15 protein-coding genes are annotated in these 16,672 nt (G+C 54.8%); 11 read left to right on the plus strand and 4 right to left on the minus strand.

Translation table 11 applies throughout. From position 1 onward, the window contains the following. Positions 1-67 precede the first annotated feature (67 nt). Entirely contained in the window at positions 68-2,152 is a 2,085-nt protein-coding gene (locus HMPREF2625_RS03745; protein ID WP_070521926.1) for a threonine/serine exporter family protein, read from the plus strand. 106 nt (positions 2,153-2,258) lie between these two features. Here HMPREF2625_RS03745 and HMPREF2625_RS03750 read toward each other — a convergent pair whose 3' ends face one another. Further along, positions 2,259-2,933, minus strand: a complete 675-nt coding sequence (locus HMPREF2625_RS03750; RefSeq protein WP_004005592.1) for a uracil-DNA glycosylase — start codon at positions 2,931-2,933, stop codon at positions 2,259-2,261. A gap of 101 nt (positions 2,934-3,034) precedes the next feature. Between HMPREF2625_RS03750 and HMPREF2625_RS03755 the strand changes: the two genes are divergently transcribed. The 5 genes from HMPREF2625_RS03755 to rlmC all read left to right on the plus strand — a co-directional run bounded on the left by HMPREF2625_RS03755 (position 3,035) and on the right by rlmC (position 7,944). After that, positions 3,035-3,427 (plus strand): DUF3263 domain-containing protein, encoded by a 393-nt coding sequence (locus tag HMPREF2625_RS03755; protein ID WP_048751753.1) that lies wholly within the window; start codon positions 3,035-3,037, stop codon positions 3,425-3,427. 141 nt (positions 3,428-3,568) lie between these two features. Further along, a complete protein-coding gene (locus tag HMPREF2625_RS03760; protein WP_070521929.1) occupies positions 3,569-4,120 on the plus strand; it encodes a LytR C-terminal domain-containing protein in 552 nt (183 codons plus the stop codon). A 371-nt stretch (positions 4,121-4,491) separates the two neighbouring features. Then, positions 4,492-6,114: a chaperonin GroEL gene (gene groL / locus HMPREF2625_RS03765; RefSeq protein ID WP_070521932.1), complete on the plus strand. Its 1,623-nt coding sequence runs from the start codon at positions 4,492-4,494 to the stop codon at positions 6,112-6,114. Positions 6,115-6,373: 259 nt separating this feature from the next. Then, the gene (locus HMPREF2625_RS10910; RefSeq protein ID WP_168162327.1) at positions 6,374-6,706 is read left to right on the plus strand and encodes a hypothetical protein; all 333 of its coding nucleotides are present in this window, start codon (positions 6,374-6,376) and stop codon (positions 6,704-6,706) included. 107 nt (positions 6,707-6,813) lie between these two features. Then, positions 6,814-7,944, plus strand: a complete 1,131-nt coding sequence (rlmC, locus tag HMPREF2625_RS03775) for a 23S rRNA (uracil(747)-C(5))-methyltransferase RlmC (RefSeq protein ID WP_070521935.1) — start codon at positions 6,814-6,816, stop codon at positions 7,942-7,944. A 171-nt stretch (positions 7,945-8,115) separates the two neighbouring features. Here the strand turns inward: rlmC and HMPREF2625_RS03780 are convergent, their stop codons facing one another. Then, positions 8,116-9,498: an MFS transporter gene (locus tag HMPREF2625_RS03780; RefSeq protein ID WP_246826633.1), complete on the minus strand. Its 1,383-nt coding sequence runs from the start codon at positions 9,496-9,498 to the stop codon at positions 8,116-8,118. A gap of 470 nt (positions 9,499-9,968) precedes the next feature. Between HMPREF2625_RS03780 and HMPREF2625_RS03785 the strand changes: the two genes are divergently transcribed. Both HMPREF2625_RS03785 and HMPREF2625_RS03790 read left to right on the plus strand, forming a co-directional pair. After that, a complete protein-coding gene (locus HMPREF2625_RS03785; protein WP_070521941.1) occupies positions 9,969-11,459 on the plus strand; it encodes a hypothetical protein in 1,491 nt (496 codons plus the stop codon). A gap of 184 nt (positions 11,460-11,643) precedes the next feature. Beyond that, complete coding sequence (locus tag HMPREF2625_RS03790; RefSeq protein WP_070521944.1) at positions 11,644-12,537, plus strand: hypothetical protein; 894 nt, start codon at positions 11,644-11,646, stop codon at positions 12,535-12,537. Between the two features lie 202 nt (positions 12,538-12,739). Here HMPREF2625_RS03790 and HMPREF2625_RS03795 read toward each other — a convergent pair whose 3' ends face one another. After that, on the minus strand, positions 12,740-13,255 hold the full coding sequence (locus tag HMPREF2625_RS03795) for a mycothiol transferase (RefSeq protein ID WP_070521947.1): 516 nt from the start codon (positions 13,253-13,255) through the stop codon (positions 12,740-12,742). 228 nt (positions 13,256-13,483) lie between these two features. On the opposite strand from HMPREF2625_RS03795, the gene HMPREF2625_RS03800 reads away from it, so the two are divergent. After that, positions 13,484-13,786 (plus strand): HigA family addiction module antitoxin, encoded by a 303-nt coding sequence (locus tag HMPREF2625_RS03800; protein ID WP_070521950.1) that lies wholly within the window; start codon positions 13,484-13,486, stop codon positions 13,784-13,786. A gap of 85 nt (positions 13,787-13,871) precedes the next feature. Here HMPREF2625_RS03800 and HMPREF2625_RS03805 read toward each other — a convergent pair whose 3' ends face one another. Then, on the minus strand, positions 13,872-14,219 hold the full coding sequence (locus HMPREF2625_RS03805) for a winged helix-turn-helix transcriptional regulator (protein WP_006887022.1): 348 nt from the start codon (positions 14,217-14,219) through the stop codon (positions 13,872-13,874). 112 nt (positions 14,220-14,331) lie between these two features. Here HMPREF2625_RS03805 and HMPREF2625_RS03810 point away from each other — a divergent pair, with 112 nt between their 5' ends. Continuing rightward, entirely contained in the window at positions 14,332-14,961 is a 630-nt protein-coding gene (locus HMPREF2625_RS03810; RefSeq protein ID WP_070521953.1) for an NAD(P)-dependent oxidoreductase, read from the plus strand. A gap of 246 nt (positions 14,962-15,207) precedes the next feature. Then, positions 15,208-16,614, plus strand: coding sequence for an FAD-dependent oxidoreductase (locus tag HMPREF2625_RS03815; RefSeq protein WP_070521956.1), 1,407 nt, complete (start codon positions 15,208-15,210; stop codon positions 16,612-16,614). Positions 16,615-16,672: the final 58 nt, after the last annotated feature.

Raw genomic sequence — 16,672 nt, forward strand, 5'->3', positions numbered from 1 at the left:
CGCCGCACCGCCACGCCACTCACCGGTACACACAGCGCACCAGCACGCAACACGATCAAGGGATACTATGGCGAAGAACCCCGAGGAGCACAGCTACAACCCAGCCGATGAGAACGCGAGGAGTATTCGCCGTCCGGGATATTTCTTCGCCGTGCCTCTCTCCGAAGTGCACGACTCCAAGCTGCGTGAGGCGCTTGCCCACAGCGGCAAGGAGGTCGAGCAGGCTGAGCAAGCGCGTGAGGCGCTTTACGAGGTTGCGGCGGCGCACGGCGTGGAAACCGATACGGACGACACCCAGCTTCTTCCCGTCGACGAATCGGGGATGCCTCTCGACGAGGCTCCACAGATGTCCTACGAGCCGGAAATACCCTACGAGGAAATCCCCGAAGAACCCGTAATCCAGGCGGTGCAGAGCGTGCCGCCTGAGATACCGCATCCGCAGGAGCCGCCCGCGCAGACTTCCAGCAATATCGTCACGGAGGTCGCTAAATATCGTCAGTCCCAGCCCGTCCCCATGACGGGCATGATCCCGCAGGTGCCCAATTCGCATGCGGCGCAGCGGTTCGGCGGTGTAGAGCCCACGGCGAGCGCACCCCCGGTATCCGTACCCACTACGACCGTGCCCGCCGGGCGTGGCACGGGCGGACGGTGGGGCGTGCGAACCACCCTGCGGTCCTTCGTGCGTGCAGGCAGTCAGGCGGCGGCGCACGCGGCGCCGCGCGGTGTTGCGCGCATCGCCCAACGGCAGTTCACCCCGCGCGCCAAACGCGAAGAACGCGCCCGGCGTGAGGCTCTGTACCGCGAGAAAGAATACGCCCGCGACACCCTCAATTTCACGCTGCGCCTGGCGGAAGCCATGTTCTACTATGGCGCGGATGCGATGGACGTAGACTCGGCGATTATTGCGGTGTCTTCGGCGTATGGGCTTGATTCGGTGGATGTTAATATCACCAACCAGTCGGTGACCATCAACTACACCTCCGATCCCGATATTTACATGGAGTCGCGCATCAGCTCGCGCAGCATGAGTGCCGATTCCCGGTTTACCCACACGCTCGTGCGCGTGGTGCGCACCTCTACCGAGAATTATGAGGCGCTCGCTTCTACCTATGGACTGATTCACGATATTACCGAGGGCGGCATGACCCTGGAGGATGCCGACCTTCGCCTGAGCGAGATTACGAACCACCCTAAACCGTATCCTCCGCTGATTACCTGGCTGGCGAATATTGGCTGCGCAACCACGCTGACGGCGGCGCTGGGGGCGAGCTGGTCTACCGCAACCGCTGCGGCGATCGTGTTCATTCCCGTGTACTTGCTGATTCAGTGGCTCAATAAGATTGGCATGCCCACGTTCTTCCGCATGGCGGCGAGCGCGGGTCTGCTGACCTTCCTGGCGATTTGGCTGGGCGGGGATCATTCCATGATTCGCCGTCCGGGGGAGTCGATTTCAGCGCCTCTGGTGGTTGCCGCCGGGCTGATCATGTTCCTGCCGACCTCGCGTCTGGTAGGCGCTGTTCAGGATGCGATTAACGGTTTCCCGGTGACCGCGGCGGGAAGATTCGTTTCGACGGGCATGAGCTTTTTGGGTCTGGTGATCGGCATTGCCTCGGCGGTGAATGCGATTAGCCTGTTTGGCGGTCCGATTCTGGATATTGAGCAGAGCCGGTTTGAGCTTCCTTCGCCGCTCACGTTCTCGGTTTTCATGCTGGCGGCGACGGTTACGTTTGCGATTACCCTGCATACGAAGCTTGTGAAGCTGGGGTGGCTGGTGCTCATTACCTGTAGCGCCCTGGTGACCTATCACCTGTATACCTACCTGGTGGGGGTAGATTCGGGGCGTGCGAATACGGCGCTTGCCGCCCTCGTAATTGGCATGCTGAGCACCTACGTGGCATACCGACTGCATGCCCCGCAGGCGGTTTTTTCGATTCCCGCGCTGACCTTCCTGCTGCCTGGTCTGTCGTTCTTCCGCGGCATGTACCTGCTGACGGTTGAGACGAACGTGGTTTGGGGCATTCAGAGCATGATTTCGGCGGTTTCGATCGTGATCGCGATGGCGGCGGGCGTAACGCTGGGCAACTACCTGATGCAGTACCTGCTGCAGCGTTTCGCGGTTCCGCGCAATGTGCCCGCGGAGGCTGCCGAGTAGCGCATCGCGGTTCTCACGTTCCCCTGATGTGAGACGCTACAAAGGCTCTTTATTCCACAGTGGAATAAAGAGCCTTTGTATGTAGGTATGAGGGGGCGGATGCGCGCTACTTGACCGTCCAGTCCACCGGCTCCGCACCCTGCTCTACCAGCAGCGTATTCACCCGCGAGAACGGGCGCGAACCGAAGAACCCGCGATGCGCCGACAGCGGCGAGGGATGCGCCGACTCCACACACGGATACGGTTCCAGCATCGGGGCGGTGCGCCGCGCATCCGCACCCCACAGTAGCCCGACCAGGGGTTTATTGCGTGCCGCCAGCGCCCGAATAGCGCACTCGGTCACCTCTTCCCACCCTTTATTGCGATGCGACCCCGGCGCCCCTTCACGCACACTGAGCACGCGGTTCATGAGCATGATGCCCTCATCGGACCACGAACTCAGATCGCCGTGCTGCGCGGGCTCAATCCCCAAATCGTCGGACAATTCCCGGTAAATATTGATGAGCGATTTCGGTAGGGGCATATCCCGCTGCACCGAGAACGAAAGCCCCATCGCGTTTCCGGGGGTGGGGTAGGGGTCTTGCCCCACGATCAGCACCTTGACCTCGTTCATGGGGCGTGAGAATGCGCGGAAAATATTCTGACCTGTGGGAAAAGTTCGGTGTCCCGCCGCGTGTTCGGTGCGTAAAAACTCGCCCATGGCGTGGATTTTATCTTCGACGGGCGCGAGGGCCTGCGCCCAGTCTTCGCTCATAATGTCGGTCAGCGGCGGGTTCGTCATGAAAATACTCCCTGAGAAAATTTGACTCTAATAACACGGTGACTTCAACCAACATACTCTAAAGTGTTCATGTAGACCACCTATGTTCGTCAGGAATCCAGATGCCGATACCTTCTTCGGAAACCCCCGAACCTTCGCCTGCTGGCGGCTCCGATGCCGCCGAACCCGCAGCGGCAGTCCCCGCCGATAACTCTGAACCCGGCCCTACAACACAGCCTGCCTCTTCTGCCCCCGACACTTCCGAGACCCGCGAAACCGGCGGAGAAACTGAGAACACGCGAAAATCCGCCCTCACCGATTTAGAGCGTGCCATGATCGCCCTGGAAAAACGACACTGGAAGTACCAGGGCACCAAAGAGAAAGCGATTACCGCGCTCGGGCTCACCCCGATCGCCTACTACCAGAAACTTAACACGATGATCGATAGCCAGCGTGTGATCGCCGCCGAACCTATCCTGATGCACCGCCTGCGCGAGGTTCGCGACCGCAGTTAGAGGCAGCCGCACCGATGTGTGCATGAGCGCACGCCGTTCTGAACAGGACGGATAAAGCCCCATACGGTACCCTGTAAGAGAGAGCTTTGGCAGGGCTCCACCGCGCAGAGCGGTACGTCTATTACTCAACCTAGGGAAGTCATGAGCCAATACCCGCATGATGAATTCGACGACATCGACGAGAATACCGCCCGCCGTGGAACATACCGCGGTGTGATTGACGACCCTTCCAAGAGCCCCAAAGGCATTATTCCCGTTGTCGTCGCCGGTATTTTATCGCTCGTGATCGGCGGCGCTATGTACATTAACCACCCGCGCAGCAGCTCGCCCGAGGCCGCCGCGCGCGCCAAGAGCTACAGCGCCCCCGCCTCGCCCTCGGAGTCATCGTCGCCCTCTGCCTCAGCATCCGAGCAGGCTAAGGATGCGAACGTGGCGGTCTATAACGCATCCGCGCCCGGCGGGTCTGCGGCCAAGGCAAGCGCCGCGCTTGAGGGCTACACGATTACCGAAACCGCAAACTGGTCGGGCACCCCGCCGCAGTCCAGCACGGTCTACTACAAGGACGAGGCCAAGAAGGCACAGGCCGAAGCTATTGCGAAAACCCTGAACATTACGACGGTTCAGGAGAGCTCAGACACCTCGATTCTGGGCGAGAACGATATTGTGGTGGTGCTCGCCACCGACTACAGCTAACGGTATCAATCGGCTTGATACCGCGGTGTGCGGTACCGTTTATCATCCCCGCTAGTTTCGGGAACGTTCTATGAGCCTTATGCGCTCGCACATAACATTACCCGGCGCTCGAAACTGGTGTTTCCGCTCCGTGCATTCGCCTCGAAGCCGTACCCGTTCACCCCATTGCGGCTTTCCGCGTGCCTCAAGAATGCGCTGAGGGCGATTAAGCTAAATTCGGTGCTCAAAATGTTTGCCCTCGGGCGCACCAAGTGCCAAAATTGTTTTTAGCACTCGGCGCCTTCAGGTGCTAAAACCGGTATCAAAATCTGCTTCGGCAGACCGGAAAACCTGAGCGCTCCATTCGAAACGTCCAGGAGGGATATAGCCACATGGCAAAACTTATTGCTTTTGATGAAGAAGCTCGCCGCGGTCTAGAGCGCGGACTGAACACTCTAGCCGATGCCGTTAAGGTAACTCTTGGCCCCCGTGGCCGCAACGTCGTGCTTGAGAAGTCGTGGGGCGCACCCACGATCACCAACGACGGTGTTTCCATCGCCAAAGAGATCGAGCTTGAAGACCCCTATGAAAAGATTGGCGCTGAACTCGTCAAAGAGGTAGCCAAGAAGACCGACGATATCGCAGGTGACGGTACCACCACCGCAACCGTGCTCGCTCAAGCGCTCGTGCGTGAGGGCCTGCGCAACGTGGCTGCTGGTGCTGACCCGCTGAGCCTCAAGCGCGGTATTGAGAAGGCTGTTGAGGAGGTCACCAAGACCCTGCTCGACTCCGCGAAAGAGGTTGAGACTGAGGAAGAGATCGCGGCAACCGCATCCATCTCTGCGGGCGATAAAGAGATCGGTAAGCTGATCGCTCAGGCTATGGAGAAGGTCGGCAAGGAAGGCGTGATTACCGTTGAGGAATCCAACACCTTCGGCCTGCATCTGGAACTCACCGAGGGTATGCGCTTCGATAAGGGCTTCCTCTCCGGCTACTTCGTGACCGACCCTGAGCGTCAGGAAGCTGTGCTGGAAGACCCCTACATCCTGGTGGTCAACCAGAAGATCTCGAACGTGAAGGATCTGGTTCCCGTTCTTGAGAAGGTCATGCAGTCCGGCAAGCCGCTGCTGATTATTGCTGAGGATGTTGAGGGCGAGGCTCTGGCGCTGCTCGTGCTGAACAAGATGCGCGGCTCCATCAAGTCCGTTGCCGTGAAGGCACCCGGTTTCGGTGACCGTCGCAAGGCTATGATGGCTGATATTGCGATCCTCACCGGCGGTCAGGTTATTACCGAAGAGGTTGGCCTGTCCCTGGATACCGCAACCCTTGAGATGCTGGGTAAGGCACGCAAGGTTGTTGTCACCAAGGACGAGACCACCATTATTGAGGGCGCTGGCGACGCCGCCGCACTTGAGGGCCGCGTGGCACAGATTCGCGCCGAGATCGCAAACTCCGATTCCGACTACGACCGCGAGAAGCTGCAGGAGCGCCTGGCAAAGCTCGCCGGTGGTGTGGCTGTGCTCAAGGCTGGTGCGGCAACCGAGGTTGAGCTGAAGGAACGCAAGCACCGCATCGAGGATGCTGTGCGCAACGCGAAGGCAGCCGTTGAAGAGGGCATCGTCCCCGGCGGTGGCGTGGCACTGATTCAGGCGGGTACGAAGGTCTTCGACAAGCTCGACCTGAAGGGTGATGAGGCAACCGGCGCGAACATCGTGCGTGTGGCTATTGATGCGCCGCTGAAGCAGATCGCAACGAACGCTGGCCTTGAGCCCGGCGTGGTGGTCGATAAGGTTCGTTCTCTGCCCGAGGGCACCGGTCTGAACGCTGCAACCGGCGAGTACGAAGACCTTATGGCTGCGGGTATTAACGACCCCGTGAAGGTGACCCGTTCCGCTCTGCAGAACGCAGCATCGATCGCCGGTCTGTTCCTGACCACCGAGGCTGTGGTGGCGAACAAGCCTGAGCCCGCATCCGCTGCGGCACCGGCTGCTGACCCGATGGGCGGCATGATGTAACGTTTCCCGACTGAGGGAGTATGTTGAAGCTCTCCGGGGTGGGTTCCTGACCGGCACAATGCCGGGTACGGGACCCACCCCCGGGGAGCTTTTTGTCTATGCTCTTCAGAACCGCGAGCAGGTGGTTTTTGGCCCGAGCAGGTAGGAAAATCCTACCTTTTCGGCACAATACTGCCTGCTCGTGCGTATGCACGATTGCTCGCGACGTGCGCCGTGATTCGTTCGGTATGGGCGAGCCGCGCGGTATGCTGGATTTATGATGTCTAACACCACCTCCAAATCTTCCGAAAACGCCCCCGATGCCCCCGCCCGTTCCGACCAAAACACAAAGAGCATCGGCTCGCAAAATTCATTTCTGAGCATCGGGTCGGTGAACTCGGTGTGCAGCATTGGCTCCGTCAATTCGGCGTTTTCGATCGGCTCGGTTTTCTCGTTCGGATCTATCGGCTCGGCTTTTTCTTCGCTGTCCATTGCCTCGTGCCTGAGCTACATGAGCGTGTTATCGGTTTTATCGGAATCATCTGTGCTCTCGGCACGGTCATACAGGTCGGTGCTTAAGGCGGGCCAGCAGAAGAAGGCAAAGAAACCGTAGCCTTTCCGCCGCCTTGCCTGCGATGGTGCAGGGGAGAACAGCATAGCGGTAGTGCCATCCGGCGGGTTACCCGCGCCTGCGCATCCACAGGGTAGAATGGTGGGGCTATGGAATGCGCCTATTACCGTGAGAGTCTTTGCCGCTCCTGCACCAACATCGAAACCCCGTACCCCGCCCAGCTCGCGGCGAAACAGGCCGATGCGCGCAGGCTTCTTGCGGCCTATCCTCACCTGACCTGGCTGGAACCTGTCGCCAGCGACGAGGCGCATTTTCGGAATAAGGCGAAGCTGGTGGTGGGCGGTTCGGCGCAGAACCCGTCCCTGGGCATCGTTGATTATCGTTCGGGGAACGCCACCGATTTAAGCGAATGCCCGCTCTATATTGAGCCGATTGAGCGCGCTATTCCGGTGCTGCACGAGCTTATTCAGCGTGCCGATTTGACCCCGTATGACATTCCGGCCCGGCGTGGTGAGCTCAAGAATATTCTGGTGACCGCATCCGAGACGGGTGAGCTGATGGTGCGGTTTGTGCTCCGCTCGAAGAAGCTGCTGGTGCCTATTCGCCGCCAGCTGGGGTGGCTGCAGGAGCGTCTGCCGAAGTTGGCGGTGCTGTCGGTGAATCTGCTGCGCGAGCATGTGGCGCTGATTGAGGGCGATCAAGAGATTATTCTGACCGAGCGGCAAACCCTGCCGATGCGCGTGAACGGCATGAGCCTGCACCTGCGCCCGCAGAGTTTCTTTCAGACGAACACGCAGATTGCGCAGGCGATGTACGCGCAGGGCCGTGAGTGGGTGGGGCAGGTTCAGCCGCGCACGCTCTGGGATTTGTATTGCGGCGTGGGCGGTTTTGCCCTGCACGCGGCGCAGGTGATGCACGGTGAGGTCACCGGGATCGAGATCAGTGCGGAGGCGATTCGCAGCGCCCAGCGTACTGTTGCCGAGCAGAGGCTTAAGGGCGTGAAATTTGCGGCGGGGGATGCGACTGAGTTCGCCATGAACGCCCGCGAAACCCCCGAGATGCTGGTGGTGAACCCGCCCCGGCGAGGTATTGGTGAGAGGCTGTGCGCCTGGGTTGAGGGCTCTGGAATTGAGCATGTGATTTATTCGAGCTGCAACGCGAAAACCCTTGCCGCTGACCTGGCGCGTATGCCTTCCTACAAGCCGGTCGCCGCGCGTGTGCTCGATATGTTCCCTCACACGAACCACTACGAGGTTATAACGTTGCTGAAGCGCGGGTAAGCTTATCGGTCGAGCGCTCATTCCCAATTCCGCGAGCAGATAGGATTTCGCCGAGCAGATAGCAATCCGTTATCTTTTCGTCGAAATCCTATCTGCTCGCGGGGCTGTCGGGGCAGTCCGCAGCGTAGTGGGTGCGAGGCGATGATGCCCCGAGGCAATACTCGGAGCAAATCATGCACCCGCACGGCCCTTTGCCTCATTCCGAGCCTCTTGCGCCCGAATAGCTCGCGCGGTCGGGCCGAGAATGAACGTGAATACGGTGGCGATAACGAAGAGTGACCCTCCGGCAACGATGGTGTTGATCGCGCCGAATGCTGGTACCGCCCATCCTGTGATGAGGTACCCGATCATACCTGCTAGGGAGAAAACTACGCCCATGAAGCTGTAGACGCGCCCGCGCATGTGCTCGTCGATAGCGTCTGCGAAGAGGACTTGCCCGAGCACTTCTTCGGGTCCGTAGAACATGCCCCAGATGAACCAGAGCACGAGTACCGCCCACAGTGCCGGGTGCAGTCCCATACTCAGGCAGAGGGCACCGTAGCCGAGTCCGGAGATGCACATCCATCCGCGTTTGGTTATGCGTACCCGCCCGGTGCCTGTGCCGACGCCGAGTTTGGCTGAGAGCCAGGAGCTGATCACGCATCCGGCGGCGTAGACGGAAGTTGCGATTCCGAAGGCGGTGTAGTCGTGCCCGAGGCCGCGGGTGAGGTATTCGAGCATGGGCAGGGTGGTGATGGGTACGGCGGCGATGGAGAGGAACCAGAAGGTGAGCATGCCGCGCACGACCGGGTTGTGTGCGGTGTAGGCGGCGCCTTCGCGCAGGAGTCTGCCGGTGTGGTGCTCCTGTACGGTGGCGGTGCGTTCGGCGTGGGTGAGGTCGTAGTTGCGTATGGTAGCGACGGTGAGGGCGGCGAGCAGGTTGAGGGTTCCTGCGAATCCGACGGCGAGGGCTGGTGTGGTGAAGGAGGCGACGGCAGCTGCGATGGTGGGCCCGAGGGTTTGGGCGAGGAAGATGAGGCTGCCGCGGCGTGCCATGTATTTTTGGTAGTCGTCGCCGAGTAGGGAGGGCATGGCGGCTGAGGCTGCGGGGGATGAGAAGGTGCCGAAGGTTGAGACGAGGAATGCGATGGTGAGGAAGGCGGGTAGTCCTGCGGCGGCGTAGAGGGCTGGGGACGCGATGAGTAGGGCAGAGCTAGCGAGTCTGAAGCTGACGGTGAGGGTTTTGCGGTTGAATTTGTCGGCGATTGTGCCTGCGAAGGGTGCGAAGAGGATGACGGGGATTGCTTCGACGACCATGACGATAGCGGAGTGGGCGAGGTCGCCGGTGGTGCCGTAGGTTAGCAGGGGCATGGCGATAGCTTGGATGCTGGAGGCCAGAGCATCAGAAACCTGCGCGGTCAGGAGCGTGAGCTGCCCGCGTGCGTTCAGCGGCGTTGCTGATGTGGGTTTTGATGCTGTGGATGTGGGGTTTGCGGGCGAGTCTGGTGTGTTTGTTGGGGTACTCAGCTCAGATGGTTCAGGGGGCTCAGGCGAAGGGTCTGTGGTGCGTCTCATAATACTGTGGATTCTATCACGGGTAAGAACGCTGTAACCGAGGCGAAACAAGACACAAGACGCGCGAGCAGATAACAGTCCGTTATCTTCTCGCCGAAATATTATCTGTTCGCGGTGTTATCGGGGTTGCCCGCAACCTGGCGGAGATGGATGAGGCGGTAGCGGCGTGCTGGTGTGTCGCTGTGGGTTTCGCGTCATAAAGCGCCACAAACAAAATTTTTGGGTGTTTCTCTCCGAAAATCCAGCACTTGAGAGAACCATAACAGTAAACTAATACATAAATAAAGTTTGAATACAGAACGGAGGTATAGTTTACTAAGCATTAAACATTACCAAAAAAGCAGCAGACATTTACACCAACACAGTACGATGTTTTAAGCCTGTTGTGAGAAGGAATTAAAAATGTGATTGCTAATTAAAATATAAAAATTACTTTAATACTATAATAGAAATTAAAAGGAAAGGGAGCCATGAACTGGATAAGCAAAGAAGACCAGAAAGAAGGTTGGAAAAAATTTTGTAATTCTATCATATATCCAATATGGATATGGCTTATAACCGTACTTATTGTGACTGGTGTTTCTTATATGATTGTTACATATCCAGAAAATTCAACGATTGATAATTATCCAGAAGTATTTAAAAATATTATATCAATTATATCATTTTTATTTAATTTTAAAATGTCTATAATTACATCATTTGCTGCATTAATACTGGCTCTTTTCTTGAATTTTAAAAATGAGAATGAGAGTAGTTGGAAATCTCCAGATGAATTTATCAGAAAATTTTCTTACAAAAAATATGTAGTAGTTATTATACATTTTTTAGGGGTCATTTGGTTTATTCTATTTTTATGTAAGGTTTTAAATATAAAAGGTAATTTTATACAAAAAGATTTTGAAATAGATTCTGAAATACCATCATGGATATTTTTATTTTTGTCATGGTTTGTTCTGTCTATCATAAATCATATAAAGGCTGATGATTTTTCACTACATGATCGGATTATGTCATCGTATCGTGATGTAATTAAGATAGAAGGAGGAAGTAAAAACCTACATAAAGTTTCTAATTATATTTATAGGTTACACTTAAAAAATAAGAAAAATCTAAAATGGTATGATTATATATTAAAAAATATAATACCTGGAACAAAAAAAGATGATAGGTTAACGTCTCTAGTAGATTATAGTTCATGGGGAACAAGTATTAATGAAGAAAATAATAAAGTGATTATGAATCCAGCTGCGATGATTATTATCGTTATAGTAGGCGGAATTTTTCAGTCTCTCATTCTCTGGAGCCTCGGAGGCTTTATATATGGTGTTGAATTGAGCCTAAGTGTTAGATCATTTATCAACTGGGCGGTAATGATTCTTTACGGAGTAGTATTTTTAGCTTACTATTTTCTAGCATTACATAATAGTATCATTGATTGGTGTATTATTTCTAAGATATATCCACGTGGTTTTAAAATAATAACCTACTTCTGGTCATTCATCATTTTGTATATTTTATTATTATATGAGCATTTTCTAACAATTCTGGCTCTCATAAATTCTTTTACTTTTAGTCGTAATGATTATCATGCTAATTGGTTATTTGATAGTGCTGTAATATTTTTACTAATTGTTACTCCTTTGGTAGAAATTTGGTTTTATGTGAGGACATTAAGTAAAGTATTTTTAGACATAAATAATTGTATGATTAAGATGATCAACTGTTGTGTTGAGGCTTTTATTAAGGACACTAGTAGAGTCAAAAAGATTAAAGGGGTGAGGAAATTGGATGATAATGACAGTGGTTTGAATACTTTTAAAATCGCACTTTCCGTTCATCTTCAATTAAAATCTCGTAAATCTTATAAGAAATATATGCGTTCTTCGGGAAAAAATATTGAAAATCTAGATAAAGATCTAAAGAAAGCATATAAACTTACAAAGAAAAATATAAAATGATTGCAGGTTTCTATTAATAATTTTATCCCATATCATCCCCTCCCAGAAATTATTTCTTACTGCGTTTTTTGAGGAGGGAGAGAGATTGTGCATTCACGTCAAATAGTGAAATTTTGGAAGGTGGTAACGAAGTCTACAAAAATCGAAGTACTTATTGAATGTAATATTGTTTAGGAGAATAATTGTGGAAATTAAAGATATTGTTATCAGCATTATAGTTCCTCTCGCTGCGGCGCTCATGTCATATTTTGGTTCTCGTCGTGGTACGAAGGTCGCTAGGGAAGAGTTTGAGAATAGGAAAGAGGCAACTCCGCCAGAGCTGTTACGTCTGGAGAAATGGTCGACGATTCTGAAGGATTCTAGCGATTACCCTGAGAATATTAAACATGAATTGGATATAAATGCTATTCAGTCTACCTATAATGATATTATTAAGCGAGCCACTCTAGAAAATAAGGTTATTAAACTTGGTATTTTATCAGCTGAAATTAGGGAAAATTTAACTTCAATTAAACTAAGTTCAGGGGGAAGATATTATCCAAGACCTTCATGGGAGAAAATGGTATTAAAGAATTGGGCTATAAGTATAACTTTAATTATTGGTTTTCTGATCAACTTTATAACTCTAGGATTTGGTGTCGCTACAGGACGTACGCCTTTCTGGTTATTTATTATATTTTTTGCAAGTTTTATATTTGCAGGGGTCATGACTTTTCGTGCAGAGAAGTTTAATAAAACACAGAAAAATATTATTTTCCGTAATGGATATCATGCACTTCGGGATGTTTATTTAGCGAGGGAATCTATTAGCCTTGTCGAGACTCCTAGAGAGATTAAAGAGCGGGAAGGGTTTGAAAAGACTAGGATTTATAAGGACTGGGAAATTAAAGAAGAGTATCCCGAGTGGACCTCATGGAACTACGGGTTAGATATTGGTTGTAACAATAAGCCTGAGGTTTCTTGTGATATTAAGACTTCTAAAATTCGGTCTATATTCCTGTGGTGTAAGAGTCTATTTCAAAACTTTCTCCGGAAAGCCCTAAGAGGCGAGAACTCTAATCCTTCTTCGGGTGCTTAGCCACCACCTCGGGGTGGGCGTCAAGTAACGCCCGCCCTGCGGAGTGAGCTTATAGGAACGCACGGGAACTGCATCCTTAAGCTGAGCGGGGGTGATCCCGAGTAAAACCCATCAGTTCAGCCTTTTTCTTGACGCCTAAGCGCCGCGACCCGCTCGACACTCGCGCCGTCACGCCAATCGGCTCCGCCCGCACTAACTGCCGCTACGCCGCCCCGCCCGCGAGAATACCCACCGCATACGCCGCCTGCCCCACGTGCTGGGCGGCATCATCGATCATACTCACCAGCCGCACCCCGCGCGTCACATGCGGAGTCCACGACGTATCAATCACGTCATCCAAATCAGCCTCGCTCAAACCCGCAATATACTCGCTCAACGCCGCGGTGGTCGCACCCAAATATTCGACCAGCAGCGCGGCATCCTCCACCACGACGGCACGCGCCTGCTCAGCGGTATGTCCGTAGCCCACCGTGTCGCCCAGCTTACCCAAGTTGAAGCGGGAATCGAACCCCTGACTATGCCACACCTGCGGCTCGCCATTCAGCTGCGCGAGCTGCGCATCCATCTGCCGCCCCGCATGCCACAGCAGCCAGGCGATCGAATTCGTATGCCCACCCGCGTGCGCGTTCAATGCCCCTGTGGGCAGGGTGTTTACAAGGGCTTTCGCCTCAGTTGCGGGTCGGCTTGCGGCTTCACGCAGAATATCGCGGGCATCCATTGCGGCTCCTTCATTCGGGGTAAAAGCGTCTACCACCAGTCTAGATTTCAAAGGGGCAGAGACACATCTATTTTGAGGCTATTTAAGCTGCGAAACGCAAAGCAACCCGCAGGATGGGATGTACTTCTGCCAGTTACCGCGCCGCCCCACACGTCATATGCAGACAATATAATCAGTGGAGAATATGTTTTAGGTGGACCGATTTAGGACCTGAGGAGGTAGAGATCGTTGACTATCACTGACAAAATTGCACCAATTCACCCCGGAGAAGTCCTGTTAGAAGACTTCATTGAAGGGCTCGGGATTACCCAGAATAAGGTGGCGGTGGCAATCGGTGTGCCGCCCCGGCGCATCAATGAGATCGTGCACGGTAAACGAGGAATCACAGCCGATACAGCTGCGCGCCTTGCCCGCTACTTCGGCACGACACCGCAGTTTTGGCTGAACCTGCAAGCCACGTATGAGCTCGATATGGTGGAAGACCTCAAGGGCGAGCAGATAGCGGCAATCCAACCGCTTGAGGTAGCGTAACAGCCAGTATTGCCCTTGTCTATTTTGAGGCACACCAAGGTCAACCGGCGCAATAACGCTCACCGTCGCCGCCGTTCTTCCACAACTAACTCTGCGCGACGGCCTCCTGGTAGTGCTCGCCCCACGCCCACAGTGCATCGAACAGGGTGCGCATGCTCTGCCCCAGCTCGGTCAGCTTATACTCCACACGCGGCGGCACCTGCTCGTAGACGGTGCGGGTGAGGATTCCGCGAGCCTCAAGCTGGCGCAGGTTCTCGGTGAGTACCTTCTGCGAAATATCGCCAAGCGAGCGCTGAAGCTCCTTATACCGCAGGGGTCCGTTGAGCAGATCACGCACAATCAGAGCGCCCCAGCGCGTTGAAATAACCTCCAGAGTGGTTTCGACGGGGCACTGCGGCAATTCGGCATTTTGGTAAAGGTACTGGTCCGTCACAATGGTTTCCTTGGGGTAACTGGGGCACGTTAAAGTGCCGTCTTCACAGGTGTTTATCGCGTCGGTAGCGTTGAATACGTCCTAAGAATACAACGTTTATCGCGGAGGAAACATGAAAATCGCAGTCATCGGTGCAAACGGTAAATCCGGTACTCTCGTCATGCGAGAGGCCGTCGAACGCGGGCATGAAGTTACCGCTATCATGCGGTCCGAACACCCCACCCAGGCGCAGCACACGCTCATCAAGGACGTTTTCGCGCTCACTCGCAGCGACCTGTCTGGGTTTGATACGGTGGTAGACGCCTTCGGCGCGTGGACTCCCGAGAGCCTGCACCTGCACAAGGATCACCTAGTCCATCTTGCGGATGCGCTCAGCGGCACCCAAACCCGCCTGCTCGTTATCGGCAGCGCTGGCAGCCTATACCCCGACTCGACCACGAATCAGCGGCTTGTAGACTCGCCCGCCATGCCCGAAGAATTCAAACCGCTGGCTACCGCGATGGCGCAGGCGTATGATGCGCTGCGCATTCGCGACGATGTTGCCTGGACGTACCTGAGCCCGGCCCTGGTGTTTAACCCCGAGGGTGAGCGCACGGGTGAATACCAGCTGGCAGGCGATGTGCTGACGATGAATGCCGCCGGGCAGAGCGAAATCAGCTATGCGGATTTCGCGGTCGCCGTGCTTGACCTTATTGAGTCAGGGGAGCATCAGCGCGAGCGCGTGAGTGTGGTGTCGCGGTAGCTTGCACCCCCGCTGCTGGGTGTAAAAAGAGCCTTTATGTGAATAAAGCGGGATTTTCAACGCTTTATTCACATAAAGGCTCTTTTTAGGCTGCATAAGATAAGGTAGACGGCCCGTCAGCGCAGCGTCAAAAAACTTAATGTTTTCTTGCAAAAACCAGGAATAAATGCCACACGCCGCCCGTTAAAGTTCAACGGAACACCAGACGCGAATTATAAACACCTCAAACTTCACCGGGAGAACACTATGACTACCGCGCGCCTTCACTTCGATATGGTCGTTATCGGCTTTGGCAAGGGCGGCAAAACCCTTGCTGGCGCCTACGCGAAAACCGGCAAGAACGTCGCCCTAATCGAGCAGTCCTCAAACATGTACGGCGGCACCTGCATCAATATCGGGTGCGTGCCCACCAAGGCGCTTGTGCACCGGGCTGACGAATTCCGTGCCAGCGGCGAACACAACGCCGACGCTGCGAACGCCGCCTACGAGAGCGCCGTGATTTTCCGCGACAAACTCACCGGTGCCATGCGCGCGAAGAACCGCGAAATCCTCGAATCGAACGCCACCGCCAAACTCATTGACGGTCACGCACGGTTCCTCTCAGACACCGAGGTCGAGGTCACCGCGGGCGAGGACAAACTGGTCGTCACCGCCGACTGCTTTATCATCAACACCGGTGCCGTGGCGACTATCCCGCCCATCCCGGGCGCCCGCGAATCGAAGCGCGTGCTCACCTCTACCGAACTGCAGAAGATCACCCCGCGCCCGAAGCGCCTGGGCATTATCGGCGGCGGTCCTATTGGTGTCGAGTTCGCCGGTATTTTCTCCTCCTACGGCACCGAAGTAACCCTGCTTGAAGGCGCTCCCGCGCTTTTCGGGCGTTACGATGACGACGTCGCCCAGGCGGCACGCGAGATTATCGCCGACCAAGGCATTACCGCTCACGCGGGCGTTCGCGTAGAGACCGTTACCGATAACGCCGACTCCGTGACCGTGAACTACCTGGACTCCGAGGGTGCGTCCAAGCACCTTGAGGTGGATTACGTGATGGTCGCAACCGGGCGCAAACCCGCCACCGAGGGGCTGGGGCTTGAGAACACGAGCATCGAAACCACCGAGCACGGCGCAATCGCTGTCGACGAGCATCTGCGCACCACGGCACCGAATATTTTTGCGCTTGGTGACGTTAACGGCGGTCCGCAGTTCACCTACATTTCCCTGGACGACTACCGCGTGGTGCTCTCGCAGCTGCTCGGTGACGGTTCCCGCTCCACGAAGGACCGCCAGGCGGTTGCCGCAACCATCTACATGAACCCGCCGCTCTCGTCCGTCGGCCTGACTGAGCGTGATGCGCTCGCCGCCGGTCACACCATCAAGGTTGCCGCCAAACCTGTTGCCGCTATCGCCGCCATGCCGCGTGCGAAGACCCTGGAAAACCCGCGCGGCATCATGAAATTTGTGATTGATGCCGAGACTGACCAGATTCTTGGTGCTCAGTTGTTGGTGGTTGAGTCTATGGAGGTTATCAACCTTGTGGCGTTGGCAATGCGCCACAATATTACGGCATCGCAGCTACGTGATGAAATTTACACCCACCCTTCGATTACTGAAGGACTGAATGAGGTTTTGGCGAATGCGGTGCCTGTGAATTAACCTTTATCCTTGAAATAACAGGAGACTTTGGGGTGCCTGCGAGCTTCCCAACCCGTGC

Origin of the sequence: Rothia sp. HMSC064D08 (assembly GCF_001809525.1) — a bacterium.
In the GTDB taxonomy this organism is placed as follows: domain Bacteria; phylum Actinomycetota; class Actinomycetes; order Actinomycetales; family Micrococcaceae; genus Rothia; species Rothia dentocariosa.